Origin of the sequence: Streptosporangium sp. NPDC006013, from assembly GCF_040614275.1 — a bacterium.
Lineage (GTDB): Bacteria > Actinomycetota > Actinomycetes > Streptosporangiales > Streptosporangiaceae > Streptosporangium.
This window is the reverse complement of record NZ_JBEXUE010000109.1, coordinates 1-24,874: the sequence shown is the minus strand read 5'-3', so window position 1 is coordinate 24,874 and position 24,874 is coordinate 1. Positions and strand designations below refer to the sequence as shown.

At 70.3% G+C, this 24,874-nt stretch carries 24 protein-coding genes and 1 pseudogene; 6 read left to right on the top strand and 19 right to left on the bottom strand.

The annotated features are described in order from the left end of the window. Positions 1-309 precede the first annotated feature (309 nt). Positions 310-1,305 (bottom strand): CU044_5270 family protein, encoded by a 996-nt coding sequence (locus tag ABZ260_RS18800; RefSeq protein ID WP_355618924.1) that lies wholly within the window; start codon positions 1,303-1,305, stop codon positions 310-312. Further along, positions 1,298-1,888, bottom strand: coding sequence for an RNA polymerase sigma factor (locus ABZ260_RS18795; RefSeq protein ID WP_355618921.1), 591 nt, complete (start codon positions 1,886-1,888; stop codon positions 1,298-1,300). Before ABZ260_RS18795 ends, ABZ260_RS18800 begins: the two co-directional genes overlap by 8 nt. Positions 1,889-2,160: 272 nt before the next feature. Between ABZ260_RS18795 and ABZ260_RS18790 the strand changes: the two genes are divergently transcribed. Continuing rightward, on the top strand, positions 2,161-3,813 hold the full coding sequence (locus tag ABZ260_RS18790; RefSeq protein ID WP_355618918.1) for a hypothetical protein: 1,653 nt from the start codon (positions 2,161-2,163) through the stop codon (positions 3,811-3,813). 32 nt (positions 3,814-3,845) lie between these two features. Continuing rightward, positions 3,846-4,631: a hypothetical protein gene (locus tag ABZ260_RS18785; protein ID WP_355618915.1), complete on the top strand. Its 786-nt coding sequence runs from the start codon at positions 3,846-3,848 to the stop codon at positions 4,629-4,631. A gap of 318 nt (positions 4,632-4,949) precedes the next feature. Here ABZ260_RS18785 and ABZ260_RS18780 read toward each other — a convergent pair whose 3' ends face one another. Beyond that, positions 4,950-5,669: an ABC transporter permease gene (locus ABZ260_RS18780; RefSeq protein ID WP_355618912.1), complete on the bottom strand. Its 720-nt coding sequence runs from the start codon at positions 5,667-5,669 to the stop codon at positions 4,950-4,952. 35 nt (positions 5,670-5,704) lie between these two features. After that, positions 5,705-6,589 carry an ABC transporter ATP-binding protein gene (locus ABZ260_RS18775; protein ID WP_355618927.1) on the bottom strand — a complete coding sequence of 295 codons (885 nt, stop codon included), beginning with the start codon at positions 6,587-6,589 and terminating at the stop codon, positions 5,705-5,707. 162 nt (positions 6,590-6,751) lie between these two features. Here ABZ260_RS18775 and ABZ260_RS18770 point away from each other — a divergent pair, with 162 nt between their 5' ends. Together ABZ260_RS18770 and ABZ260_RS18765 are read left to right on the top strand one after the other, a co-directional pair. Then, positions 6,752-7,009 (top strand): hypothetical protein, encoded by a 258-nt coding sequence (locus ABZ260_RS18770; RefSeq protein ID WP_355618909.1) that lies wholly within the window; start codon positions 6,752-6,754, stop codon positions 7,007-7,009. An 80-nt stretch (positions 7,010-7,089) separates the two neighbouring features. Continuing rightward, a pseudogene (locus tag ABZ260_RS18765) lies at positions 7,090-7,716 on the top strand (histidine kinase); the annotation flags it as partial. Between the two features lie 70 nt (positions 7,717-7,786). Here ABZ260_RS18765 and ABZ260_RS18760 read toward each other — a convergent pair. From ABZ260_RS18760 to ABZ260_RS18725, 8 genes are all read right to left on the bottom strand, one after another. Beyond that, entirely contained in the window at positions 7,787-8,542 is a 756-nt protein-coding gene (locus ABZ260_RS18760; protein ID WP_355618906.1) for a hypothetical protein, read from the bottom strand. A gap of 172 nt (positions 8,543-8,714) precedes the next feature. After that, positions 8,715-9,458, bottom strand: coding sequence for an arylmalonate decarboxylase (locus tag ABZ260_RS18755; protein ID WP_355618903.1), 744 nt, complete (start codon positions 9,456-9,458; stop codon positions 8,715-8,717). A 79-nt stretch (positions 9,459-9,537) separates the two neighbouring features. Beyond that, complete coding sequence (locus tag ABZ260_RS18750; RefSeq protein WP_355618900.1) at positions 9,538-10,302, bottom strand: SDR family oxidoreductase; 765 nt, start codon at positions 10,300-10,302, stop codon at positions 9,538-9,540. Next, a complete protein-coding gene (locus ABZ260_RS18745; RefSeq protein ID WP_355618897.1) occupies positions 10,293-11,216 on the bottom strand; it encodes a hypothetical protein in 924 nt (307 codons plus the stop codon). Before ABZ260_RS18745 ends, ABZ260_RS18750 begins: the two co-directional genes overlap by 10 nt. Beyond that, positions 11,213-11,926: a hypothetical protein gene (locus tag ABZ260_RS18740; RefSeq protein WP_355618894.1), complete on the bottom strand. Its 714-nt coding sequence runs from the start codon at positions 11,924-11,926 to the stop codon at positions 11,213-11,215. The genes ABZ260_RS18745 and ABZ260_RS18740 overlap by 4 nt, the downstream gene beginning before the upstream one ends. Next, positions 11,923-13,038 (bottom strand): aromatic ring-hydroxylating dioxygenase subunit alpha, encoded by a 1,116-nt coding sequence (locus ABZ260_RS18735; protein ID WP_355618891.1) that lies wholly within the window; start codon positions 13,036-13,038, stop codon positions 11,923-11,925. The genes ABZ260_RS18740 and ABZ260_RS18735 overlap by 4 nt, the downstream gene beginning before the upstream one ends. 94 nt (positions 13,039-13,132) lie before the next feature. After that, positions 13,133-13,939 (bottom strand): oxidoreductase, encoded by an 807-nt coding sequence (locus tag ABZ260_RS18730; protein ID WP_355618888.1) that lies wholly within the window; start codon positions 13,937-13,939, stop codon positions 13,133-13,135. Further along, the gene (locus ABZ260_RS18725; protein ID WP_355618885.1) at positions 13,936-15,570 is read right to left on the bottom strand and encodes a carbon-nitrogen hydrolase family protein; all 1,635 of its coding nucleotides are present in this window, start codon (positions 15,568-15,570) and stop codon (positions 13,936-13,938) included. Before ABZ260_RS18725 ends, ABZ260_RS18730 begins: the two co-directional genes overlap by 4 nt. Before the next feature lie 88 nt (positions 15,571-15,658). On the opposite strand from ABZ260_RS18725, the gene ABZ260_RS18720 reads away from it, so the two are divergent. Continuing rightward, on the top strand, positions 15,659-15,940 hold the full coding sequence (locus ABZ260_RS18720) for a Dabb family protein (protein ID WP_355618882.1): 282 nt from the start codon (positions 15,659-15,661) through the stop codon (positions 15,938-15,940). A gap of 73 nt (positions 15,941-16,013) precedes the next feature. Then, positions 16,014-17,315 carry an LLM class flavin-dependent oxidoreductase gene (locus ABZ260_RS18715; protein ID WP_355618879.1) on the top strand — a complete coding sequence of 434 codons (1,302 nt, stop codon included), beginning with the start codon at positions 16,014-16,016 and terminating at the stop codon, positions 17,313-17,315. 3 nt (positions 17,316-17,318) lie between these two features. On the opposite strand, the gene ABZ260_RS18710 is transcribed toward ABZ260_RS18715, so the two are convergent. The 7 genes from ABZ260_RS18710 to ABZ260_RS18680 form a co-directional block, all read right to left on the bottom strand. After that, positions 17,319-18,056, bottom strand: coding sequence for an ABC transporter ATP-binding protein (locus ABZ260_RS18710; protein WP_355618876.1), 738 nt, complete (start codon positions 18,054-18,056; stop codon positions 17,319-17,321). After that, on the bottom strand, positions 18,049-18,963 hold the full coding sequence (locus ABZ260_RS18705) for an ABC transporter ATP-binding protein (RefSeq protein WP_355618873.1): 915 nt from the start codon (positions 18,961-18,963) through the stop codon (positions 18,049-18,051). Before ABZ260_RS18705 ends, ABZ260_RS18710 begins: the two co-directional genes overlap by 8 nt. Further along, the gene (locus ABZ260_RS18700) at positions 18,956-19,771 is read right to left on the bottom strand and encodes an ABC transporter permease (protein WP_355555635.1); all 816 of its coding nucleotides are present in this window, start codon (positions 19,769-19,771) and stop codon (positions 18,956-18,958) included. Before ABZ260_RS18700 ends, ABZ260_RS18705 begins: the two co-directional genes overlap by 8 nt. Before the next feature lie 8 nt (positions 19,772-19,779). Further along, positions 19,780-20,733: an ABC transporter permease gene (locus tag ABZ260_RS18695; RefSeq protein WP_355618870.1), complete on the bottom strand. Its 954-nt coding sequence runs from the start codon at positions 20,731-20,733 to the stop codon at positions 19,780-19,782. Next, on the bottom strand, positions 20,730-22,211 hold the full coding sequence (locus tag ABZ260_RS18690; RefSeq protein WP_355618867.1) for an ABC transporter substrate-binding protein: 1,482 nt from the start codon (positions 22,209-22,211) through the stop codon (positions 20,730-20,732). Before ABZ260_RS18690 ends, ABZ260_RS18695 begins: the two co-directional genes overlap by 4 nt. Positions 22,212-22,493: 282 nt before the next feature. Then, positions 22,494-23,927 carry an aldehyde dehydrogenase family protein gene (locus ABZ260_RS18685; RefSeq protein WP_355618864.1) on the bottom strand — a complete coding sequence of 478 codons (1,434 nt, stop codon included), beginning with the start codon at positions 23,925-23,927 and terminating at the stop codon, positions 22,494-22,496. Positions 23,928-24,088: 161 nt separating this feature from the next. Continuing rightward, on the bottom strand, positions 24,089-24,874 hold a 786-nt coding region (locus tag ABZ260_RS18680), incomplete at its 5' end, for an aldehyde dehydrogenase (protein WP_355618861.1).

The window sequence follows — 24,874 nt, the reverse complement described above, 5'->3', positions numbered from 1 at the left end:
GCCGGGGAATCGTCGGCCACTCCCTGCTGCACCGAAGACCCCGATCAGCTGAGAGGCCGAGTCCGCGTCGCGCACCGGCCGGGGGGAAAGCCGTGAGCACGACTTTCCACCCCGCTACCGGGCCGACGCTGTCCGCCCTGGCGCCTGAGGAGCCTGTTGCTCGCCCCCTTCGCCCCTGCTGACAGGGCCCTTAGTGCTCCGTTTCCCAACGGAGGTTGCGAACGCGCTGCAGGGAAACCGGGATTGTCGGGCCTGTCTTCCTGATGCCGGGAGCGGGGTGGATCTGTACTTCCGGTAGGGAACGTCGCATCAGGGGGTCTGTCCGGGTTCGTCGACGACTCCCGCCGCGACCTTGGCGGTCGCGAAGAAGCTTCCCTGTGGGAAGGCAACCTCGCCGTTGATGAGCTGGTCCCGCAGGTAGTCCGTCCGCGAGCCGAGGTAGCGATAGGTCGTGCTGTCGAGGATGACGTAGGACCGCTCGGTGACCTGACCGTTCTCGTCGCGCCGCGTGCCGAAACCCGGAGCGCCGACCTCGTAGGCGATGCCCATGCCCGGCCTGCCCGCCGCGTCGCGGATGCCGAGGTCCACCCGGACTCCCGGAATCCGGGCGAGAGCGCGGAAGATCGCAGCCTCCAGCTTGGGCGGCAGGGGGACCTCCTGGCTGAGGTAGACCGACAGCACCCCGAACGCCCGCGCGTCCGGGTAGTCGGCGCGCCCCCGCTCCTCGTCCGGCTTGTCCTTCCAGTGCCGGTCGCCCTTGACATGGGCCAGCAGCCGGTCCGGGTCGGTGGGCAGCTTGGCCAGCCTGGCCGCGTACTGCCGGGGGGACAGGTCGTCGTCACCCGGGTCCGGCCCGAGGGTCCGCGTCTCCATCGGGCGCCGGCCCAGCCGGGTCGCCTGCCGGGTGCCGTCGTAGCGCGTCCAGTACTCCTGGGTCTCGACCGAGCCGTCGGCGGGCTGCCTGACGACGCTTTTCCGGTACAGCCACTGGTCGGGACGGGGCGAGACGCCGTCCGGCAGGCGCTTCTCGGCCATCAGCGCCGCCTGCCTCAGCATGACCTCCGCGCTCACCGGCGTCGCCTCCGCGGTGTCGGGTGGCCGCGCGACCGGCCGTTCGTCGTCGTGCACCACCACGGCCACCGCCGCGATCACCGCGACGGCCGCCGTCATGGCCAGCGGCAGCGAGAGCACCGGCCGCAGCCGGCGGCGGCGCCGCAGGGAACGCGCCCGCAGCGCGCGCAGGCGGTCGGCATCGGGCTCGGGCGCGTCCGCCCGCAACTCGCTCAGCAGTTCCAGGTCATCCACGGCCGGTCTCCTCCGAGATAGCGGACGGATCGACCCCGCCCAGGGCCTCACGGGTCTTCCTCCTGGCGCGGTGCAGGCGCGAGCGCACCGTGCCGATCGGGATGCCGAGTGCCCGCGCCGTCTCCTCGTAACTGAGATCAGCCCAGGCGATCATCAGCAGCACCTCGCGATCCTTCGACGCCAACGTGGCGAGTGCCCTCACCAGATCGCGCTGCGCCGCCGAGGCCGTCACCCGGGCCTCCACCCGGTCGGCGTAGCTCTCGGCCACCTCGTCCACCCCGGTCCTGGCCAGCGAGAGGTACGCCCTGACCTCGGCGCGGTGGTGCTTGCCGATGAGGTTGGCGGCGATGCCGTACAACCAGGGGCGGGCATCGCGGTAGTCGGTGTCGTAGCGCCCGAGCCGCCGGAAGGCGGTGAGGAACGTCTCGGCCACGATGTCGTCGGCCATCGAGTCCCCCAGGCGCCGGGTCACGTAACGGTGCAGGGCGGGGGCATGTCGGTCGAACAGCACCGAGAAAGCGGCGGAATCACGCCGGGCACGCCTGATCACCTCCGCGTCGTCCAGATCTGTCTCCGCACTCAAGCGTGAACTCCGTTTCCTGGGTCCGGTCACTCCCTTTCACCCGATGCCGCGGATCGAGTTCTCCACGCCTCCGTTTCACGGACCTGACCCACCGTGCCGCACGGCACCGTCCGCGCCCGCCGCCGTCGGTCCGGCGTGCTCTCCTCCGTAGCGGACCGTTCTTTCCGCCGACATGCGCGCCATATGCCAAAATGATCACGCCTCTCGGAGGCGTGAATCGGTCCATCCGGATTGCCGAAAAGGCGCTCGGCGCCATCAGGAGAGGATGTCGGTTGTCCGTGACGGATCTGGAGCTTGCCGGCGAGCTTCGCGAGCTTGCCGATCACCCCCACCTGGCGGCCCGTCAGGACCAGCTACGTGATCTCGCGGACGCGGTCACCGATCCCGACCTGGCCGGACACTGGTGCGAGGTCGATCTGTTCGCCGCCTTCTCCCCCGACGACACCATCCTGGTGGACGGGGAACCGGCGGGAACCACGTCCTCGCCGAGGAGACCGGGATGGCGACGAGGGCTCAGCGGCGCCATCGGTCCCGCCCTCGTCTTCGTACCGATCTTCATCACCTGGCTCGGCCTGATGATGGCCACCGGTGCCTACGGCGACGTCCTCGCGGCCGGCGGCCTGGACGCGGCCCGACGGCCCTTCCTGGAGATGTGGCAGCAGGGCTTCGACGGCAAATTGCCCGGGTTCTTTGAGTTCGACAACATCGCGCTCTGCACCCTCGCGGCCATCTTCTGCCTCATCTGCTGGACCGTGTTCGAGAACATCACGCGGAACACCAGGGAGGACGCCGCGGATCGGGAGCTCCGCACCCTCCGCGTCCGGCTCCGCGGGGCGCTGACCGAGGCGAGCCTGGTACTCGGCCAGGTCCGGCTCTCCTCGCCGGAGCGGTTCGGGGCCGAGCTCAACAAGGCGGCGGCCGACATCGGCTTCGTCGGGACCACGGCGCGCAAGGTGCACACCGAGCTGGTCGAGGCGCTCACCCTGACCCTGGAGGCCACCCGCAAGACCACGGACGCGCTGGCCGGCAGCGCGATCGACGTGCGCGACGCCGTCGAGCACCTGGGTGGGCACCTGGCGGCCGTCAACAACACCTGTGACGACCTCGCCTCGGCGGTGGCCCGGTTCTCAGCCATGATCGACACCGCGGGCTCCACGACCGGCCAGGCCGTCACCGATGCCGGGAACCAGTTGTCGACGACCATCTCCCGGACCACCCTCGACATGCGCCAGGCGTTCAACGACGAACTCGTACGGTCCATGAAGTTGGTCCAGGGCAGCGTCTCCGGCCTGGACCTCCGGATCAACGAGCTGGTCGGCGCGACGGCGGGCATCGGCCACGCCGTCGACCGCGCGGCCATCTCGATCGATTCGGTCGGCTCGTCGACGGAGAAGGCGGTCGACCTGCTCGGCGCGCGGGTCACCGACACCATCGCGGGCACGGCCAGGGAGTTTCACCGGACCTTCGAGGGCGCCGGTACGGAGATCCGGGAGGCCCTTGAGAGCTGGTCCGCCGCCACCGGGACGCACGCCTCCCGGATCGACACCACCGTCGAGACGGTCGCCCTGCTGGAGCGGACACGGGAGGTGCTCGACCGGCTTCCCACCGCGCTCGCCGGCGCGCTGGCCGACCTGCCTTCGAAGGAGCTCACCGAGCGCGAGGCCACCGACTCGGAGCGGGCGAGCACCAGTCTGCGGCTTCCGGCCGACGGCCTCTGGGCTCTCCCGGCCGCCGGTCCCGGTAAGGACGAGGAGGGCGACAAGGGCAGCGGCGACGGCGGGGGCCCCAGCGGCGGCGGGGACAGCGGAGGCAACCGGGTCGACGGCGGCGACAACGACCAGGCCACCGGCACCGGCACCGACGAAGCAGACGACAGCGGTGACGACGAGCCGGACTCACGCCGGAGAGCTCGGACCCCGCTGTGACCGCCCGCCGAAGAACCTCCAGCACGACCCTGATGGCCGGCTGGCTCTTCGCCGACCTGCTGCTCGGACTCACGATCATCATGTTGGGAGCGCAGGCACCACCCCCCTCACCCACCGACCCCGTGACGGACACCGCCCGGTTCCAACCGGACCCCTTCCAGCCCCTGCCTGACTCCATCCGGCCCCCGTCCGAAGAGCCCTCGACCGAAGAGCCCTCGACCGAAGAGCCCTCGACCGAAGAGCCCCCGTCCGAAGGGCTACCGGCCGAAGGGTCACCGGACAAAGAGCCCCTGGCCGAAGAGCCTTCAGCCGAGAAGCCGCCAGGGAAGAAGGCCCCGGAGCAAGAGGCCCCGGAGAAGGAAACCTCGGAGGGAGAACACCGGCCCGAGGAGCCCGCGGAGAAGAAGCGCCCGGTCAAGGAAAAGCCCGGCCCCTCGCCGTCCCCCTGCACCGGCCTCGTCGGAGGCGTCCGGGCGAAACCGGTCACGCTCTCGTTCCGGGTCACCCCCGGCGCCGCTGACGGCGTACTGGCCGCACAGGTCCGCCAGGAACTGCGCAGGCACAAAGGCAACCTGGCCGGACGGCGCGTCGGCATGGTGCTGACCTTCGGCTCCGACTCCGACGGCGGCGCCAGCGGCGGCGTTCAGCTGGCCACCCGGGTCAACACGGCCATCCGCGAAACATACCCGCGCATCTTCGGAACGGCCGTGACCCGGAACTTCCACGACCTCTCCGCCCCGAGCGGGTCGATCTCCATGGAGATCTACTTCGTCACCCACGGCTGCTCCGCCACGTCTCCGGGGACACCTGGTCACTAGAACTCAAGCCACGTGACTGCCGTGATCACGGAGACACTGACGGCGGCACTCGACGCGGCGGTCCGAATCACTGCGGTGTTCACGGCGATGTCGTTGGCGCACTGGTTGTCCATGTACAGGTATGCCAGGTGCCCGCCCTGGCCGGCGGTCACCACGGGAACCGTTCCTCGACGCCCCGGCCGAACATTCTCGGGAAGTCTGAATACAGAAGAGGGACCGTGCCGCCACGGCGCGGCCGAATCGGACGACACATGATCCACAACACTCACCCAGTCGGTTGCGTCCTCCGCACCCATGGATGACCCACGCCGAGCGTCGTCATCGGCGCGGCTCCCAGCGGAAGATCCGGGAAGCCAGCGCGACGGCGACAACGACCCAGCTCAGCGTGGGCGCCAGGAGAACCAGGGACTCCGTGACGGGAACGCCGCCGTTCCAGGCGTTGACGGCCAGTTCGGTGGCCGAGCCGCCGGGGAGCAGCCGCTTGAGCAGGGTGAGCTCCTCGGTGCCGGTGATCCCCACCCAGCTGGTCACGGCGATGGTGCCGAGGCTGATGGGCAGCGTGGTCACCTGGGCGTGCTCGGGGGAGTCCGTCAGTCCCGCCGTGGCCAGTCCCAGGCCGAGCATCATGATCACCATCGAGAGGACGGCCGCCGCCAGGAGGAGAATGTTGTCCGGCCGGCCGGTGACCACGGCCAGCACGGTCATGATCACGACCACCTGGACCAGCGAGATGACGGTGACCGGGAGCAGCAGCCCGGAGAGGATGCCGGCGTCGCTCGCCGCGGTGGAGCGCAACCGCTTGAGGAAGAGGTTCTGCCGGCGGGAGGCCAGCGTGGTCACCGCGGTGGTGTAGAGCCCGAACGCCCCCACGGTGAACATCACCACCGCCGCGATGTATCCGAGGCTGCCCAGGGCCGCGAAGGCTTCGTGCTGGTAGATGAAGAACGCGCTGACCACCGCGGGCATGACGACACTGGTGACCAGAACCAACCGGTTCCGGAAGATCTGGACCAGCTCACTGAGAGCGATCGAGAGCATGGCGAAGGTCCTTTTCCTGTAAGTCGGGGAGTGGTCTAGTCGCTGTCGAGGGCGCGGAAGACATCGTCGAGCCGGGTCGGTCCGGCTTGGAGTTCCCGCAGCTCCACCGCGTGGTCCTGCGCCCAGCGGAGCAGGGTGTACAGGTCCTTCTGCAAGCCGAAGGTCTCGATGAGGAACTTCCCGTCACTCTCGCGCGTGGCCTGCAGCGGTAGCGCCGGTGCGGGGGCCGCAAGGGAGAAGCGGATGGCGGCCGGCAGGGTCCGCGTCAGTTCGGAGACGGTCCCCTCCCGGTGGAAGGTGCCCTTGTGCATGAGACCGATGCGGTCGGCGTACTGCTGCGCCTCTTCCAGGTAGTGCGTGGTGAGAACGACGGTGGAGCCGTCTTCGCGCAGTTTGTTCACGGTGTCCCACAGATCGTCGCGGGACTGAATGTCCAGGCCGGTGGTGGGCTCGTCCAGGAAGATCAGCTCAGGCGTTCCGTACACGGCGGTGGCGAAGTCCAGACGCCGCTTCTCGCCGCCGGAGAGCTGGGACACCTTGATGCCGGCCTTGCGAGTGAGATTCACAACGCCGAGCACGCGTTCGACCGTGTCCGTGCGCTGGGTGAGTTTTCCGATCAGCCGGACCGATTCCCGCACCGTCAGGTCCGGGGAGAACCCGCTGTCCTGCAGCATGATGCCCATCCTGGGCCGCACGGCGCGCCGGTCTCGTGGGCTCTGCCCGAAGACCCGCACGGTGCCCGAGGTGGCCGTACGGTGGCCTTCGATGGTCTCCAGGGTCGAGGTCTTCCCCGCCCCGTTCGTGCCGAGCAGAGCGTAGAGCTCTCCGCGCTCCACCTGGAAGGACAGGTCCTTCACGGCATGGAAGTCGCCGTAGGTGAGGTTCAGACGTTCAACGTCGATGACCGGTGTCGAGGACATGCTGTTGATCCCAGCAGCCGCCGCGCTCACCGGGCAGTGCGACCACGTCATGACCTCGCCATGACATTTCTTGGGTGAACGTATGACGCAGCGTCACTGGTGCCGGCACGGGACCGGAAGAATACTGGGCAGACTCTGCTGTTCGATCCCGGAGAGCCACCCATGGGCACCGAACCCCTGCGCATTCTGCTGACGGTCTTCCTCCTGGTCTGCGCGGCGTTCTTCCTCCATTACCTCGGCGTCGGTCTCTTGCCTGACGGCGGGGAGTCGTGGTCGGAGAACAACCAGTGGCCGATGTGGACGGCCGCGGTCCTCACTGTGGCGAGCGCTGTGGCGAGCGCTGTGGCGAGCGCTGTGGCGAGCGCTGTGGCGGTCCCGCTGCTCAGCCTGACGGCTCAGCGGCCAGGTGAGGACCGGTGAGGCCGGCCCGGGCAGCGGCACATACGACGCCCGAGCACACCGAGGCGACGCGGGGACGGCTGCGCAGACTCAATCTCACCATGTTCCTCCCGCTGCTCGCTGCCGTAGGGACGCTGCTGGTGGCGACCGATGCCCGGACCTGGTGGCACGTCATCGTCCTGGGTCTGGGCGTGGTCGCGGCCCTGGTGGCCTTCGTGTGGTGGGCGGCGCGCGACATCTTCCGCGTCGCGCTCCCCTGCCTGATCATCGCCGCGGCCGTGTGGCTTCTCGGAGTGCTGGTGGTGGACAGTGACTCGGCGTTCTACGGCATTTCGATCGTGGGCTCCCTCACCGTCCCCCAGTTGCCGCGCCACCGAAGCGCGGCAGCCCTGGGGCTGATCGCCTACGTCGCCGTAGCAGGCGCGGCGAGGCTGTTGGTCACCCCGGGAGATGTCTCCGGTGTTCTGATCGGATACGTCATCGTTCCCGCGGGCGCCACAGCGGTGCTGACCGGCTTCATGTTCCCCAACCAGAGGTTCTATGGCCTCGTTGCGGAGCTGGAGGAGGCACGAGAACGCGAAGCGGAGCTGGCCGTCATCCGGGAGCGCATGCGCTTTGCCAGTGATCTGCACGATATCCAGGGCCACACGCTGCATGTGGTGAAGCTGAAGATCGCGCTGGCCCAGAAGCTGGTGCACAGCGACGCCGAACGAGTGGAGCAGGAACTGCGCGAGGTGCATGCCTTGGTCAGCGACACCATCACCCAGACCAAGGAGCTCGCCTACGCGAAGCGGCGGCTCAACCTGTCCGCTGAGCTGGAGAACGCGAAGAACCTCTTCGAGGCCGCGGGCATCCGCGTGCGCGCGCCGCCGGCAGGTTGTTGCCGTCCAGACCCCCCTGGACGAGGGCGACCGGTACCCCGGCGTTGGCGATCGGGACGGCACCCCCGCCGGGCGTTGTCGTGCTCGCGCCGTAGAACACCGCCGCGCGCAGCGCCGCGGGACGCTGGTAGACGGGCCCGAAGCAGAACGGGACCGTGCAGGTGTTGCCGATGGCGAACAGCCCGGCGGCCCCGCCGAAGGAGTGCCCGAGCAGGACCAGCCGGTCGGCGTCCAGCCGCCCGGCCACCGGGGAGCCCGCGCGGGCGTTCTCCGCCGCCGCCCACGTCACGGCGGCGTTGGTCTGGGACTGCTCGGGGAAGAGCCCGGAGACCGGGCCGACGGCACGCTGATGGTTCGGGACGGCCACGGCGAAGCCGAAACCGGCGACGATCTTGGCGAATTCGCTGTAGCTCTCCTTGGGCACGTTCGCGCCCTGCAGGAGCAGGGCGACCGGCAGGGCGGTCTGGGCGGCCGGGTAGTAGACGGTGGCCGGGTCGTTGCCGATCTGCGTCTCGTACCGGCCGACCCAGGAGGGCGACGTCAAGGTGGACGCGGTGGACGCGGTGGCGCCGCCGGCGAGGGCCGCCGACGGCGTCAGCGCGGTCGCCACGGTGAGCGCCGCGGCGACCAGCCCGGCGCGAATCCGCCGAGTGGATCCGGTGGAGAGAGCCATGTTTCCTCCAGGGGGTGTTTCAGGGCATGGGTCAGGAAGCGGCCGGCCATGCGGCGGGCCACGGCTGGACGGGGTGGGGACTCACGGCAGGGGAAAAGAAGCGCACGAAGACGGTCTTCGGCGCTCGCGTGAGCCTGCGCGCGACGGGGAGAAAGCGGTTGAGGACGGGCCCTCAGTGTTCGCGCAGCAGCCGGCCCGCGCCGTACACCTTGTCCTCGACACCGTTGTCGCGCAGCGCCATCCACCAGGTGGCGGCGTTGATGGCGATGACCGGCTTACCGAGCCATCGCTCGGCCTCGTCGGCCAGGCCGACCATGGACAGGTTGGTGCCACACTGCACGATCGCGTCCACCTCGGGGGAGTCCACCTCGATCAGCGCCTCGCGCAGCGTGGACTCGGTGACGTGCGCGATCGACACGGCCGTGGGGCACTTCAGACCCTTGACGGCGACCACGTCGAAGCCGATCTCGGAGAAGAAGCGCACCACGTTCTCGTCACCGACCGGCTGGTAGGGGGTGACCACGCCGAGCTTGCGCGCGCCGTACAGGTTCAGCGCCCGCTCGCACGCCTCCGCGCCGGTCGCCACCTCCAGGCCGGTGAGGTCGTGGATCTGCTTGACGAACTGCCGGTTGCCCTCGACACCGCCCCAGAAGGTCTCGGCGGACATGCCCATCACCATGTGGTCCGGCTCGCAGGTCATCACCCGCTCGCAGGCTGAGCCGATCTCCTCGCGGATCTGGTCGAGCAGGCGTTCCATGCCCTCGTTCCCGGTCATGTTCTGGTCGCGGATGTGGATGCGGCTGAAGTGCGCGGTGACCCCGGGAACGGTCATCCGGTAGAAGTCCGGCTCCACGATCGTGTTGGTGGACGGGGCGATCACGCCGAACTTGCGGCGCCAGCCAAGAGCATCGGTCATCGTACGGCCTCCAAGCGTCGGGTAGGGCGCGGCCGGAACGCGGCGATCGCGAACACCGCGCGTGGGACGGGGTACTCGATCACGGGATCACCCGGCGTTTCGAGAAGGGGGCCGAGGCGAACCGGGCGAGGATCTTGCCCTGGGTCAGCCGGCGGACGTGGGCGCCGTTGCGGGTCCGGGTCAGCGCCTGCTCCGCGAGCCACGGGGTGACGGTCTCGACCCGGTCGGCCAGGATGTTGAAGATCCGGGCGGCTCTGGCGAGTTCCTCCGGGGCGTAGCCGTGGGTGAGCAGGTCGGTGACGACCATGCCGGGGCTGAGCAGGCCGACCGAGACGCCGGCCGGGACCTCCTTGGCGAGGGCCCGGGTGAGGTAGGTGATCGCCCGCTTGGTCGCGCCGTAGACGGACAGGCCGGCGACCGTACGGCCGTCGCCGCCCAGCCCCTCCATGTTCCACACGTGGCCGCGGCCCTGCTCGATCATCCCGGTGACGGCGACCGCGCTGCCGTTGATCACACCGGTCAGGTTCACGCCGACGACGGCCGTCGCCTCGGCGTCCGGGAGTCGCCAGAGCGGCCCGCGTGTCTGGGAGATCCCGGCGTTGTTGATCCAGATGTCCACCGAGCCGAACCGGTCGACGGCCGCGTCCCACAGCGCCTGAACCTGGGCACGGTCGGCCATGTCCGCCGCCATCCCCAGCGCGTGATCGCTGTCCAGTTCGGCCAGTGCCTTCTCGACGGACTCGTCACTGCGGCCGCAGAGGGCGACCCGGTGTCCCCGGGAGAGGAACTCCCTGACCAGCCCGAGCCCGATGCCCCTGGTGCCGCCGGTCACGACTACGACCATCGAAGCACCCCGTGGACCACGGCGGCCGGCACGTTGCCGTCGAACAGTTGGTAGACGACCGCCATCGTCCTTCCCGCGCTCATCCCCGGGGTGGCGTCGATCACGAACTCGCGGCCCTTGAGCTTCCAGACGTCGCGAAAGTGCAGGCTCGAGTAGTTCGCCCTGCCGTACGCCTGCGCGTTGCCCCAGGCCTCGGGGCCCTCGTAGAAGGAACGGAAGCCGTCACGCCGCACCTCGACGGTGTGGCCGCGCTCCAGGGCTCCGGTCCAGGTGACGTGGTGGCGGGCCCGCAGCAGATCCAGCGGTTCCACCTCGACCGTGATGTCCACGGTGCCGCGCGGCTTCTGGTCGGCGCCGAAGACCTCGCAGGTGCCGGAGAAGGCGCCCGCGGTCTTGGTGGGCAGGATGTGGGGCACCGGCCCGTTCCGAGTCTCGGCCGCCAGCCAGTCCGCCACCTTGGCGGGGTCCCGGGTGTAGAGGCCGTTGAAGCAGCCGACCACGGCGGGACCCTGGTAGAGCATCGAGGAGTAGACCTGGATGTCGTCGTCGGCAAGGACCTGGTTCCAGGTGTTGAGGTCCACCTGCCAGCCGGGGCCGTAGTAGTGGGAGTCGACGAAGGAACCGTACGGCTGGCCGGTGCCGTAGAAGTCGGGTCCGGTGTAGACGCGGTTGGCGTCGGAGTCGACGACGCCGAACGCGAACGGGGCGCCGAGCCGGAACCTTCCGGCCATGGGGCCGCCGCCCTCCAGGCCGCCGTCCATGTGGTAGGTGGTCACGCCGTCGATGAAGTCCGAGGAGCGGCGGATGTCCTCATATCCCTGCCAGGTGCCGGTGGCGTCGAACAGGGAGGGACGGCCGTGCCACTCTCCGGCGATGCGCCGCTGCCATTCGCTGGGTCGCGTGGTGTCGCTCATGCCAGAAGTTCTCCGCGTACGAGATCGGACTGTTCCGGGCCGAGGAGGCGGGTGACCTGGTGCCAGACCGGGTCCACCTCCGGACTGAACAGGTTGGCGCGGTTGGCCGTGTCACGGGCGGCGAGGTCGGTGCCGTCTGGGTCGGGCACGCCCTTCTCCACGAGGGAGAACCAGTGGTCGAGGTAGACCTCGACGGTCGTGCCGAGCTTTTCGAAGGCATCCTCGGTGGCCCGGCAGACGACCATCCAGGGCGACATCATCGCCCGCTGGCGGGGGCCGATGGCGGCGGGGGAGACGCCGTCGACCTTCCAGACGGCTTCCAGCGGCTCCGTCAGCGGCAGGAAGCAGACGTCCAGATACTCCAGGTGGACGGCGAGCTCGGCCCGCGGGATCAGATCGAGGTGCATGGCGTGGTACTCGGACGAGGCGACCGAGTCGAGCGTGAAGTGCGGGACGGCCGACTCCGGCCGGGTGAACGCGAAGATCATGTGGCTGTCCAGCCCGATCGGCGGCACCACCAGGCTGACCGCCACGACCTTCTCCACCACGGCCGGCTGTGCCGGTGCGCCGGCCGGACGGAAGACGCGAAGAGCGCCCACCGGCGCCGGGGACATCGGGCCGGTCAGGTCCAGGTGCGACGAGGGCGACAGGCCGGTGGCGGCCAGCAGGCGGGACAGGGTGCGTTCACTCAGCGCTTCGGGCAGGCTCATGGCTGTTCTTCTCCTCGGGGCTTGTGCACCCAGGCGCGGGCGAGTTCGGGATTGTCGCGGCGGTCCGGGGAGGGGATCACCGTTGCCGAGCGTCGCGCGGCGTCGCCGGCGGTGGTCTCGTCGTCGCCGATCCACCAGCCCTGGTCGATCAGCTGCTGGCGCCGCCGCCGGTAGGAGACCTGGAGCGCGTCGCTGCGGATGTGCAGTTCGGCCGAGAGGTCGAAGGGCAGCAACTCCGGTCGCTGGTTCTCGACGATCGGCCGGTCCTGCTCGAAGATCTTGCCGATCCGCTTGGCCGCGCTGGCGTCCGCCCACTTACCGGTGAAGAAGGTCCGGTAGCCGACGATCTTCACGAGGGTCCGGTCCCGGTCGAGCGGGATGTTGTGGTCGTACAGGATCAGGTCGCCGAACGGCAGCCGCACGTGCAGCTTGACGATGTTGGGCAGGTACCAGCCGTTGCTCACCACCACGTGCTGGCGTTCCTTGGTCCGGTAGAGGGTGCCCCAGATACCGGGTGCGGGCGGCGGGCTGAACAGCACGTCGGCCTCCGCGTGCCATTCGGCCTCGGTCACCTCGTAGTCGGGGATCTCCGGCTTGTCCGGGTTACCGAACGCGCTGCCGTGGACGAACGGCGTGTGCGCCGCGTCGACCACGTTCTCCAGGGCGCGCTCGTAGTTGGCCTCGAGTACGGTCTCCCAGTAGACGGCACGGTACCTGGGGTCGTCGTGCTGGGGGATGTGCGGGATCGGCGGGCGCTCCTGCTCCGGCAGGTCACCGAGGAAGGCCCAGACCATGCCGTACTTCTCGACCACCGGATAGGCGTCCACCCGGGCCTTCTTCGGGATGCCCCGCCCCGGCGGGTTGGCGGGGATCTTCGTACAGCCGCCGTCGGATTCGTACTCCCAGCCGTGGTAGGGACAGACGACACGGTCCTCGATGATCTTCCCCATCGACAGCGCGCCGCCGCGGTGTACGCACAGGTCGGACAGGCAGGCCACGCTGCCGTCGCGCTTGCGCCAGATCACGAAGTCCTGACCGAGGCAGGTGATCCGCCGCGGCCTGCCGTCGACCACGTGGGCGAACTCGATCGCGTACCAGAAGTTCTTCAGCATCTTTCCTCCTAACGGCGTTGCAGGTCAGGCAGGCCGTCGAGTTCCGATCGGGCATGCTCGTCGCCGGTCTTCGCCGCCCACCACAGCGATCGGATCACGCGGGCCTCGGCAGCACGCGGTCGCCGCCCCACAGCGCCCGGACCAGCTTGCCGGTCGTCTCCTCGCCGAAGTAGCGCACGCCCATGACGTTGGCGGGGTCGCGGTCGGCGATGTTCCGGCGGATCGCCAGATCGGCGGCGGCCAGCGCGGGCCGGTCGGCCTCGGGCACCGGGTCGGCCTCGTCCACCCAGCGCAGCCAGCGGTCGACGCGGGCGTCGAGCAGTTCGCGGACCACGTCGATGTGCTGCTGGGCGCGCGGGAAGGAGTAGCAGTACACGTTGGGTGACAGGCTCGCGCGGATGAACCCGGTCCGGCTGGTGAACCAGGTGAAGTCCGGGTTCTCCTCCTTGAACCGCACCCAGTCGGCGTCCAGTGGTGCGTAGTAGCGGTCGTAGTAGTCGGCCCGCTCGGCCAGGTTCACCCGCGGGATGAAGTCCTGGTAGAACCAGCCCCCCGGCCAGACCAGCAGCGCGATGCCCAGGTGCGGCACGTCGATCTGCGGGCCCAGCCAGGTGGTCAGGTGCAGGTTGGTGAAGCTCGCCTTCGGGTTTCCCAGCCAGGAGTGGACCATCCAGTCGACCTCCGGCCCGGTGTAGGCCTCGATCCGGCCGCCGGGCCCGTCGGGATAGCTGCCGTAGCTGTCGAACCGGTCGCTGGAGGGGTCTCGCGTCAGCTCGAACCTGGCGTCGATCTTCGCCTTGAGCTCGGCGAGCATCGTCCGCAACTGCTCGAACGTCTCGGTGACGTCTATGGCCGGAGACTCGTCGAGCATCTGCTCGACGTGCTGCAACGTTTCCTTCATGAGCTTCCTTCCTGAAGTGCGCCCGCCAGCCGCCACGGTCTGCCGTCCACCAGGTCGGTGCCGCGTGAGACGTGTCGGTTGACAGCCTGCGCCGGGTAGAGATCGGCGCTTACCAAGCGGTCACCGTTCTTGACCGGGGTGACGAGTGGGTGGCTGATGCGACCGCTGAACGGGCCCTCCCAGGCGGTCCAGAGGGTGAAGTCGCGCGGTGTGGCCAAGATGGTCCCGGCCAGGCCCGCCGGCCCGTCGTGACCGGCGGCGACGACGTTGAGCCGGTTCTCCGCGGCCCGTTCCAGCAGGCCGTACTCCAGCTCCCAGGGTTCGGAGGGGGTGAACGGCACCGCGACGACGTCCACGTCGGCCAGCGCCGCCAGCCGGAACGTCTCGGGAAACACGGCGTCGTCGCCGACGATGACGGCGAGTCGTCCCCAGGGCAGTTCGAAGATCTCCAGACCGTCGCCCAGCGAGGTGACACGCCCGGCGTGCCGGGTGACGGGGTGCAGGGCCCGCTGCCGTCCCACGACCCCCTCGCCCGAGATCAGCAGTCCCTCGTGCGCCCCCTGGCGGATCTCGCTGAGCACCACGTGCGCCGCGGTCCCGCGGACGGCTCGCGCCGCCTCCTCGGCACTCACCCCGCACAGCTCGGGGAGCACGATCAGTTCCGCCCCGCCCGCGACCGCCTGCCCGATGAGCTCTCCGGTGGTGCCCGGCTCGTCGTGGGGCCGCACCACGGCCACGGCCAGGCGCTCGGCTCCGGCGGGTGCCCGGCGGCCGCGGGGCTCGGCGGAGATCGGCCGGTAGAGGGCGGGGCGGCGGGCGGTGAGGATGTCCGTGCCGTCGGGGCGGAGCTTGGAGTCGGCGAGGGTGACGTCGATGTCGGCGACGACCACCGCCTCGCCGGTCCGAGGCGCTCTGGCCACGACCGTGCCGTCCGGGGCGACGATCTGGCTCTCGCCCGCGCCGTGCAGCCACTCCGGCGGGACGCCGAGCCCGGCGCCGACGGACTCCAGCATGTCGGCGGGGATCAGCGGCCCGACCTTGTTGGCGGCGACCACCCACACCTTGTTCTCGGCGGCGCGGACGGGGATGTGCAGGCTCGCCTCGTCCACGGCGAACGAGTTCAGGCTGTTGAGCAGCACCTGCGCGCCGCGTAGCACCAGCCCGCGGGTGACCTCGCTGATCACGCCCTCCATGCAGGCGTACATGCCGAGCCGGCCGAGTTCGGTCGCGATCACCGGGCCCACGGCCGTCCCGGGATCGAGGTGGTCGTTCTCCGCGCCCATCAGGGTCTGCTTGTCGGCCTCGCCGAGGAGGGTGCCGTCCGGGCCGTAGAGCAGGGAGGCGCCGGTGGTGCGCCCGTCCTCCCTGGCGAGGGTGACACCGATCTTGACATACGCGCAGTGCCGGGCGGCCCGCTCGGAGACGGCGGTGAGAAACGGGTCTCCGTGGCGGCAGGCCAGCCGCCGGGCGTGCGCGCGGTCCTCGTACCAGGACAGGTGGTTGCAGAACTCGGGCAGCACGATCAGTTCGGCTCCCCGGGCCGCGGCCGAGTCGATCGCGCGCAGACAGGCGGCCAGATTGGCGGCCGGGTCCTGGCCTGTCTCGAGTTGCGCCGCGGCGACGCGTACCATGTGCACTCCTCGATTGTTACGTCTAGAGAAACGGTGTTTCCGAGACATAGGATCTCGCGAAACCGGAGGAAATGTCTAGGAGGCAATCGTGCTGACCCATGTGGTGCTGATGAAGTTCACCGACCCGCGGGACGCGCCGAAGGCCAGGGAACTGCTCGAGGGCATGAGGGGCCGGGTCGAGCAGATCCGGGATCTCGTCGTCGGCCTGGACGTGCTCGGGTCGCCGGTCTCCTATGACCTGTGCCTGGTCACGCGGCACGAGTCCGCCGAAGAGTTGCGCGGTTACCAGGAGCATCCGGCCCACCTCGAGGTGGCGGCCTGGCTTCGCCCGAGGCTCGCCGCCCGTGCCGTGGTGGACCACGATTCGTGATCCGATCCTGCTAGTCTCCTTTTCCGAAACAACGTTTCTCTGTGAGAAACGCCGTGCGGGGCTGGAGGATGAGATGAGAAAGCTCCACTTGAACGCCTTCCTCATGGGCGTGGGCCACCACGAGGCCGCCTGGCGCATCCCGGGCGCGGACCCGTCCAGAGTCACCGATATCCGGCACTACCAGGAACTGGCCAGGACCGCCGAGCGGGGCAAGCTCGACTCGGTGTTCCTGGCCGACTCGCTGTCCTTCTGGGGCGACATCAAGTACCACACCCTGGGCGGGCTGGAGCCCCTGACGATGCTGGCGGCGATGGCGGTGGTCACCGAGCACGTCGGCCTGATCGCCACCATGTCCACCACCTACAACGAGCCGTTCAACGTGGCGCGTAAGTTCGCCTCGCTGGATCACATCAGCGGTGGCCGCGCCGGGTGGAACATCGTCACCTCGGCCAACGAGTCGGAGGCGCGCAACTTCGGCGGGAGTCTTCCGCTGCACGCCGTCAGGTACGCCAGGGCCACCGAGTTCGTGGACGTGGTCACCAAACTCTGGGACAGCTGGGAAGACGGCGCCGTCGTCGGCGACCAGTCGGAGGGCATCTACGCGGACGTGGAGAAGGTCCGCGCCGTCGAACACGAGGGAGAGCGGTTCAGAGTCAGCGGGCCGCTGAACATTCCCCGCTCGCCGCAGGGCCGGCCGCTGCTGGTCCAGGCGGGCTCCTCGGAGGACGGCAAGGAGTTCGCCGCCCGCTATGCCGAGGCCGTCTTCACCGCGCAGCCGGTCATCTACTCGGCCCAGGCGTTCTACGCCGACTTCAAGAGCCGGCTCGCGAAGTACGGCAGGAGCCCCGAGGACGTGGCGATCCTGCCGGGCCTGTCGCCGATCATCGGCTCCACCGAGCGTGAGGCGGCACAGCTGCAGGAGGAGCTCGCGTCGCTGGTCGTTCCCGAGTCCACCGTCGCCACGATCTCCGAGATGCTCGGCGTGGACCTGACGAAGCACCCGCTCGACCAGCCGCTGCCCGACATTCCCGGGGTGGTGGAAGGCCAGCGGAGCCGGGCCGGGGTCATCGTCGACCTGGCCAGGCGGGAGAACCTGTCGCTGGAACAGCTGATCCGCCGCCTGTCCGGCAACCGGGGGCACCGCGTGGTGTCGGGCACCCCCGAGCAGATCGCCGACCAGATCGAGGAGTGGTTCGTCAAGGGCGCGGCCGACGGCTTCAACGTCATGCCCCCGACGCTGCCCGGCGGCCTGGCCGACTTCGTCGACCACGTCGTGCCGGAACTGCGGCGCCGGGGCCTGTTCCGTACCGAGTACGAGGGCCGGACGCTCCGCGGGCACTACGGTCTCGCGCGTCCCGTCGTGGCACACGCGTAGCGGTCAGGCGTCGGGGACGGCCGCGACCAGTGCCCTGGTGTGGTCGTGCGCGGGCCGGCCGAGCACCTGCTCGGCCGGCCCTGTCTCGACCAGCCGTCCGGCGTGCATCACCGCGACCCGATGGGCGACGGCGCTCACCACGGCCAGGTCGTGCGAGATGAACAGGTAGCCCAGGCCGCGCTCCTCCTGCAGCCGGAGCAGCAGGTTGATGATCTGGGCCTGCACCGAGACGTCCAGGGCGGTGACCGGCTCGTCGAGCACCAGCAGGTCGGGAGAGAGGGCCAGCGCCCTCGCCATGCCCACCCGCTGCCGCTGCCCGCCGGAGAGCTGGTGCGGGTGACGGCCGGCGAGTCCCGGGTCCAGGCCCACCTCCGCGAGCAGGCCGGGCACGTCCCCGCGCACGTTCTGCAGGCGCAGCGGCTCCCGCACGATCTCCCCGACCGTCCAGCGCGGGTTCAGCGAGGTGGCGGGGTCCTGGAAGACGAGCTGGAAACGGGGCCGCAGCGGGCGCAGCCGCCGGCGTGACAGGGCGGCCAGCTCCACCCCGTCCAGGCGCACGCTCCCGCCGGTGGGCTGCGTCAGCCGCGCCACGCACCGGGCCAGCGTCGACTTCCCGCAGCCGGACTTGCCCACGATCGCGAGCGTCTCGCCCCGGTCGAGCTCGAACGTCACGCCGTCCACCGCACGCAGCGCGCCGTAGCTCTTGCGCAGGTCCGTGACGCGGAGCAGCGGTTCAGCCATCCTGCACCGCCCAGCAGGCCACGCCATCGGCGAGTGGCGGGGTCTCCTTCGCGCAGCGGGCGAGCGCGACGGGACAGCGGGGATGGAAAGCGCAGCCGGGTGGTCGCGACCTGGGCGCCGGTGGGTATCCGGGGATCACCGGTAGCGGCCCCCGGCCCGTACCGATCCGCGGCCGGGATCGCATGAGTGCGGCGGAATAGGGGTGGCGCGGCGCGCCAAGGACCTCCTCCACGGTTCCCGTCTCGACCAGGCGGCCGGCGTACATCACCGCGATCCGGTGCGCGGCCCCGGCGACGAGGCCGAGGTCGTGGCTGACAAGCACGGTCGCCGCTCCCGTCTCCCGCTGCGCGGCACGCAGCACCTGCATGATCTGCTTCTGGACCGTGACGTCCAGCGCGGTGGTGGGCTCGTCCGCGATCAGCAGGGACGGCCGGAGCGCGATGGCCATCGCGATCACGATCCGCTGCCGCATCCCGCCGGAAAGCTCGTGCGGGTAGACCCCGGCCCGCTCAGGGCCGATGCCGACCTGCTCCAGCAGCTCCGCCGCCCGTCGCCGGGCCCCGGTACGGTTCGCGCCGTGGATTCGCAGCACCTCCGAGATCTGTACGCCGATCCGCATGAGCGGATCGAGCGATGTCGCCGGGTCCTGGAAGACGAAGCCGATCTGGCGCCCTCTGATCCGTTCGAGCCGGGCCTCGGTGAGTTCGGCACCGTCCAGAAAGGCCGTCCCTTCGGTGACCTCGGCCGAGCCGGGCAGCAGGCCGGCCACGGCGAGCATGGTCATCGTCTTACCCGACCCCGACTCGCCGACCATGCCGAGCACCTCGCCCGGCCGTACTTCGAAGGAGACGCCGTCCACGATCCGCACGCCACCGGCGGTCACCACCAGGTCCTTCACCTCAAGCATGGTCGTCCGTCCGAACGTCGAGGGCGTCACGGAGTCCGTCGCCCAGCAGGTTGACCAGGAACACGGTCAGGGTGAGCGCCAGCCCCGGCCACAGCGGGATCCACCAGGCGGTCTCCAGCAGCTCGCGCCCGTCGTTGAGGATCGTGCCCCAGGAGGGGGCGGGGGGACGCACGCCCAGGCCGAGGAACGACAGACCGCCCTCGACGAGCACCATCGTGCCGACCACGAAGGTCCACATCACCAGGTTGGCGCCGGCCACCGCGGGCAGCAGATGCCGGGTCAGCACGTTCAGGTGACCGGCGCCCGCTCCGATCGAGGCCGCCACGTAGTCCTCTCCCCTGACCTGCCTGACGATCGTCCGGGTCACCCTGGCGGAGGTGACCCAGCCGGCGAGGGTGAGCAGCGTGATCAGAACCGGTGTCGAGGAGCCCACGACGCCAACGGTCGCGATCGCCAGCACCAGGAAGGGAAAGGCGATCCACAGGTCGCCCAGGCCCATGATCAGCCGGTCGATCCAACCGCCGAGATAACCCGAGAGCAGCCCCACCACGATTCCCGCCGCGCAGGCCAGCGTGCTGGCCGCGAAGCCCACCAGCAGCGAGGTCCGCCCGCCCGCCAGGACGCGCGCCAGCAGATCGCGGCCGAGCTGGTCGGTGCCGAGGGGGTGGCCGGCCAGCGCGCCCTCCATCCAGAACGGCGGCGCCAGTTTGGCCGGCAGGTCCTGCTCCAGCGGATCCACACCGAGCAGGGACGGCCCGAACGCCACCGCGAGGGCGATCAACGCCAGCCCCGCCAACGCGATCCGCACCGACGGCCTCATCCGGCCGCCTCCCTTCTGACCCTGGGGTCGGCGAGCGCGCCGAGTACGTCGCCGAGCGCGCTGACCGCGACCACCAGCACGGCCACCACGAACACCGTCGCCTGTACGATCGGGTAGTCCTGCTGGAAGATCGCGTCCACGAGCTGCTTGCCGATCCCGTCGTAGGCGTAGAGCTGTTCGACGATCACCGTGCTGGACAGCAGGTAGGCGCTGTCGACCACGAGGAAGGCCAGTACCGGCGGGAAGGCGTTGGGCAGCGCGTGCCGCGTGAGCACGCGCAGGCGGCCGCCCCCCTTGGCCCGGACCGTCCGGATGAAGTCCTGCTCGATCGCCTCCAGCAAACCGGCCCTCACCAGTCGTACGACACGGGCGACGGTGAAGGCGGCCAGGGTCAACGTCGGGAGCACCGAATGCAGCGGGCTCTCCGAGCCGTAGCTCGGCAGCCAGCCGAGCCAGAGCGCGAAGACCAGCAGGAGCAACAGGCCGAGCACGAAGTTCGGTACCGCCTGGGCGACCGCGGCGCCCGTCGTGATCGCCCGGCCTGCGGGGCGCCGGGCCCGGGCCGCGGCGAGCATGCCGAGCGGGACGCCGATCAGCAGGGCGAGCGCGAGCGTGGCACCGACGATCTGCAGGGTGAGCGGCAGCCGGACCAGCACCGCGGAAATGGCGGGCTCTCCCGTGCGGGAGGAGACGCCGAAGTCCAGCCGGGCGACATCGCCCAGGAACGCGCCGTACTGCGTCCACAGCGGCAGGTCCAGGCCGAGCTCGCGGCGGACTCTGTCGATGTCCTCCGCGGTGCCGCCGGGTCCCACGAGGACAGCGGCGGGATCACCGGACAGACGCAGGAGGAAGAAGAGCAGGGTCAGCACGCCCAGTACCGTCACGGCGAGCCGGACCAGCCATACCGCACCCGTGCGAAGAACGCGCGGGCCTGTGCGGTCTGCTTTCATGCATTCTTCTTGGATTCGGCGAACAGCACGTGGCCGTCGCTGTTGAGCTTCAGGTCGGACTTGGGCGAGTGCATGTAGACCGTCTTCGGCCAGGCCAGGAAGACCACCCCGGCCTCGTCGTGGAGCCGCCTGGCCATCGCCTTGATGGTCGCCTCCCGGCCGGCCTGATCCATCTCGGTCTGGCTGCTCGCGAACAGCTTGATGTACTCCTCATCGTCCACGTGCCGCTGCACGCCCTCGGGCTGCGGCCCGAAGCGGCTGACGCCGGCGATGTCGTGCAGGTCGACGTAGTCGGTCTGCCAGTAGAGCAGGGGAACCTCGCTCTTCTTCAGCAGCGTGGTGATGAAGGACGACAGGTCCTGGATGACCACCTCGGACCTGACTCCGACCTTGGCGAGGTAGCCGGCGGTTATCTCGGCCTGCTGCTTGAAGATGGCGGTGGTGGCGATGTTCAGGGTCAGCCCCTCGGCACCGGCCTCCTTGAGCAGGGCCCTGGCCCGTTCGGGGTCATGCGGGAAGGCCTCCAGAGAGGGGTCGTAACCGACGTAGCCGGGTTGGAGCAACTGCCCGGTGGGCACCTCGCCGTAGCCCGACAGTCCGGACCTGACGAACTCCTCCTTGTTGACGGCGAGGTTGAGCGCCAGCCGCACCCGCTTGTCGCGTAGCTTGGGCTCCACCTCGCCGATCATGCTCAATATCGCGCATGAGCCGGCCGAGACGGACTTCGCGACGAACGAGCCGGTCAGTTCCGCCGCCACCGCGGGCGGCAGGCCGTAGGCGCCGTCCACCTCGCCGGTGCGTAGTGCGGTGGTCAGCGTGCCCGGGTCGGGGATGGCGACGACGCGGCCGGTCTTGATGCTCTCCGACTTCCGCCAGGCGTCGGGGAACGCCTCCAGGTCGATGCTCTTGGCCGGGGTGTAGGCGGTCACCCGGAAGGGGCCGGTGCCCGAGGCAACGGTGCCCGGCTTCTCCGCGAAGATCGCCGGGTCGGTCATGCCCAGCCTGGCCAGGCGGTTCAGCAGGATGGGGTCCGGTTTCTTCGTCATGATCCGCACGGTGTCCGGGCCGACCACCTCGGCGCCGGACAGCGTGCCCATCTGCCCGACGCGGAAGGCGAACGCCGGGTCGCCGGAGAGCAGCCGCTCGATGTTGGCCTTGACCGCGGCGGCGTCGAAGGTGCCGCCGCGGTGGAACCTCACCCCCTGACGGAGCGTGAACTCCATCGTGAGGTCGTCGATCGTGCGCCAGGCGGTGGCCAGAGCCGGCTCCGGCTTGCCGCTCGCGCCGAACGCGACCAGCGGTTCGTAGACCTGGGCGTTGAAGGTGGCTCCCACGTTGGAGAGCGCGGCGGCCGGATCGAGGGAGTTGGTTATGGCCGTGGAGGCGACGATGAGCGGCGCACCGGCCGTCGCCGTCGCCGCCTTCTTCGGCGTGGTCGCGCACCCGGTGGCGAGCGCCGCGGCAGCCAGCCCGCCCATCTGCAGAATCCTTCGGCGAGTGAGTTCCACGACGCCACCTTTCCTGTATCTCTGTGAGATACGCCGTTACGATAGAGGAAACCTAGGAGGGAATTTTGGGATCGTCAAGGGGCGTGGCACGCCGGCTGGGAGGCGGCCGCTGAGAGCTCTGCCGCAGCGAGGTGCGAATGCGGGTCGAATGCCTTCGACCCGTCGTGACCTGCGGCATCGCCGAGGTCGCTGAACAGCCGTGGCGCCTCCGGCGGGGCCCGGAGCGCTCACGGCGGGTCTGCTGGACTGTGCTCAGCCGGGGTAGGCCCCCGCGGCCATGCCGCCTCCGCCGGGGCGGAACGCGGCAGGGGCGTGGACGACCGCGGACTGGACGTACTCCAGCAGTCCCTCCTCGCCGTATTCGCGGCCGTATCCGCTGCGCTTGACCCCGCCGAAGGGGGCGCGCAGCGACATCCCGGTGCGGTTGTGGGTGTTGACGAAGACGAACCCGGCCTCGAACCGGTCCGCCAGGGCGAAGGCGCGCTCCTCGTCGGCGGACCAGACGGAGGCGCCCAGGCCCAGCTCACCCGCGTTGGCGCGGGCCAGCACCTCCTCCTCGCCGTCGTAGACGAGCAGGGGCACCACCGGGCCGAACTGCTCGTCGGCCACCAGCGGGGCGTGGTCGTCCAGGCCGATGACCAGGTGCGGTGTCACGAAATATCCTGATGACGGGTCGTGGCCGGGTACGGATCGGCCCAGCGGCACGGCCCTCCCGCCACCGGCGCCCGTCGAGGCCGCCAGCAGAGCGCCGATCCGGTCGGCGGCGGCGGCCGAGATGACCGGGCCCATGGTGACCTCCTCCGCCAAGGGGTCGCCGACCACCAGGACGCGCTCCGCCGCCGCGAGGTACGCCTCGATGAACTCGGTGCTCCGCGCTCGCGGCACGTACAGCCGTTTGGCCGCCATGCACACCTGCCCGCTGGTCGCGAACGACGCCATGACCAGCCGCTCGTAGTCGGCGCCGGTCAGCGCGAAGTCCGGCAGGAAGACGGCCGGGTCGTTGCCGCCCAGTTCCAGCACCGAAGGAGTGATCATCGCACCGGCCGTCGCGGCGATCTCCCGCCCGGCGGCGTCGCCGCCGGTGAACGCCACCTTGCGGACGAGCCGGTGGCCGACCAGCGCGCGGCCGGTCTCCGCGCCGCCGTGGATCACCCAGGTGGCGGGCAGCGTGGCCGCGATCTCGGTGACGGTCAGCGGTGCCAGCGGGGACGGTTTGAGCACGACCGCGTTGCCCGCCACCAGCGCGGGCCCCAGCTTGAGCATCGCCAGGATGATCGGGGCGTTCCACGGGGTCACGCAGCCCACCACCCCGTACGGCTTGCGCCGCAGCACCAGCCGCCCGGCGGCGTCGTCGACCCGCACGGTGGCCAGCGCCGCCGGGGCGCGGTCGCAGGTCCAGCGCAGGAACGTGACGGCGAATCCGATCTCGCCGCGGCAGTCGGCCAGCGGCTTGCCGGTCTCCCGGGCCAGCAGCGTCGCCAGCTCCGCCAGCCGGGCGGCCACGGTGTCGGCGGCGTGCCGCAGGGCGGCGATCCGCTCCGCGACCGGGACCCGCGACCACTCGCGGAACGCGCCGTCGGCGCGGTGGACGCACTCGTCCACCCCTGCGGGGTCCGTGACCGGCACGCTTCCGACGAGTTCACCGACGCGAGCCGGATTCTCCCTGAAGATCAGGTTCTCACGCATCGGATCCTCCTTGAGCGGGCCCTTGTCCCGCGGTCGTACGGGCGGGACGAGGGCCCGCGCAGGGCCCGTGACCGCACGGAGCCCGGCGGGCGCGAGCCACACCGCTCGTTCCCGGGCCGCCGAGCGGGGTGTTCACCTGGGCGGAGTCACCGGCACGCGCCTCAGGGTCGCCGCCTTCCGTGGAGGGCGAAGCCGCCCTCCACCCCGACGACCCTGGCGCCTGTGAAGAAACGGAGGGTCTCGCGGGTGCCCTCCTCGCCCAGACCGGACAGGCCCCAGGCCGGTCGCGGGGTGGACAGGTGCAGGCTCATGACGCTGGAGCCGTTGACCTTCACCTCGCCGGCCCGGACACGCCGGGCGACCGCGAGGGCCCGCTCCTCGTCTGTCCCCACGACGTACCCCTCCAGCCCGTACGGCGTGGCGTTGGCCAGGCCGACCGCCTCGTCCACGGTGTCGTAGGGGACGACCGCCGCGGCGGGGCCGAAGATCTCGTCGGTGAGGTCGGTGCCGGTGATCAGTGTGGGAGCCAGGAAGTTGCCGTCCTCCGGCACGGTCCCGTACGACACGGCCCGGCCCCCCGCGGCGGCGATCGCGTCGCGGACCCGTCGCAGATGAGCGGAGTGGATCAGCGGGCCGAAGTCCGTCTCCTCCTCCAGCGGGGGACCGGCGCGCAGCGCGCGCAGCCGCTCACCGACGGCCTCGACGAGTTCGCCGAGGCGGTCGCGGGGCACGATGAGGCGGCCCAGTGCCCGGCACCACTGGCCGTTGAGCGTGGTGAGCAGGTCGGCCGCGGCCCGGGCGGCGGTCTCGGTGCCGGCGTCGGGCAGGACCACCAGGGGGTTGTTGCCGCCGATGCCGATCGGGACAGGGAGCACGCCCAGGGCCGCGGTGACGGCGTCGACGCCCCTGGCGGCCTGGAAGTAGAGGGCGACCAGCAGGATCAGCGC

Excerpts from the sequence above, each read along its gene's own strand:
- ABZ260_RS18740 (WP_355618894.1), bottom strand. The coding sequence starts at position 11,926 with ATGAGCCTGCCCGAAGCGCTGAGTGAACGCACCCTGTCCCGCCTGCTG.
- ABZ260_RS18725 (WP_355618885.1), bottom strand. The coding sequence starts at position 15,570 with ATGGTACGCGTCGCCGCGGCGCAACTCGAGACAGGCCAGGACCCGGCC.
- ABZ260_RS18750 (WP_355618900.1), bottom strand. The coding sequence starts at position 10,302 with ATGGTCGTAGTCGTGACCGGCGGCACCAGGGGCATCGGGCTCGGGCTG.
- ABZ260_RS18735 (WP_355618891.1), bottom strand. The coding sequence starts at position 13,038 with ATGCTGAAGAACTTCTGGTACGCGATCGAGTTCGCCCACGTGGTCGAC.
- ABZ260_RS18695 (WP_355618870.1), bottom strand. The coding sequence starts at position 20,733 with ATGAAAGCAGACCGCACAGGCCCGCGCGTTCTTCGCACGGGTGCGGTA.
- ABZ260_RS18685 (WP_355618864.1), bottom strand. The coding sequence starts at position 23,927 with ATGCGTGAGAACCTGATCTTCAGGGAGAATCCGGCTCGCGTCGGTGAA.
- ABZ260_RS18715 (WP_355618879.1), top strand. The coding sequence starts at position 16,014 with ATGAGAAAGCTCCACTTGAACGCCTTCCTCATGGGCGTGGGCCACCAC.
- ABZ260_RS18760 (WP_355618906.1), bottom strand. The coding sequence starts at position 8,542 with ATGGCTCTCTCCACCGGATCCACTCGGCGGATTCGCGCCGGGCTGGTC.
- ABZ260_RS18745 (WP_355618897.1), bottom strand. The coding sequence starts at position 11,216 with ATGAGCGACACCACGCGACCCAGCGAATGGCAGCGGCGCATCGCCGGA.
- ABZ260_RS18780 (WP_355618912.1), bottom strand. The coding sequence starts at position 5,669 with ATGCTCTCGATCGCTCTCAGTGAGCTGGTCCAGATCTTCCGGAACCGG.
- ABZ260_RS18775 (WP_355618927.1), bottom strand. The coding sequence starts at position 6,589 with ATGTCCTCGACACCGGTCATCGACGTTGAACGTCTGAACCTCACCTAC.
- ABZ260_RS18690 (WP_355618867.1), bottom strand. The coding sequence starts at position 22,211 with ATGGGCGGGCTGGCTGCCGCGGCGCTCGCCACCGGGTGCGCGACCACG.
- ABZ260_RS18730 (WP_355618888.1), bottom strand. The coding sequence starts at position 13,939 with ATGAAGGAAACGTTGCAGCACGTCGAGCAGATGCTCGACGAGTCTCCG.
- ABZ260_RS18710 (WP_355618876.1), bottom strand. The coding sequence starts at position 18,056 with ATGGCTGAACCGCTGCTCCGCGTCACGGACCTGCGCAAGAGCTACGGC.
- ABZ260_RS18770 (WP_355618909.1), top strand. The coding sequence starts at position 6,752 with ATGGGCACCGAACCCCTGCGCATTCTGCTGACGGTCTTCCTCCTGGTC.
- ABZ260_RS18705 (WP_355618873.1), bottom strand. The coding sequence starts at position 18,963 with ATGCTTGAGGTGAAGGACCTGGTGGTGACCGCCGGTGGCGTGCGGATC.
- ABZ260_RS18785 (WP_355618915.1), top strand. The coding sequence starts at position 3,846 with ATGGCCGGCTGGCTCTTCGCCGACCTGCTGCTCGGACTCACGATCATC.
- ABZ260_RS18755 (WP_355618903.1), bottom strand. The coding sequence starts at position 9,458 with ATGACCGATGCTCTTGGCTGGCGCCGCAAGTTCGGCGTGATCGCCCCG.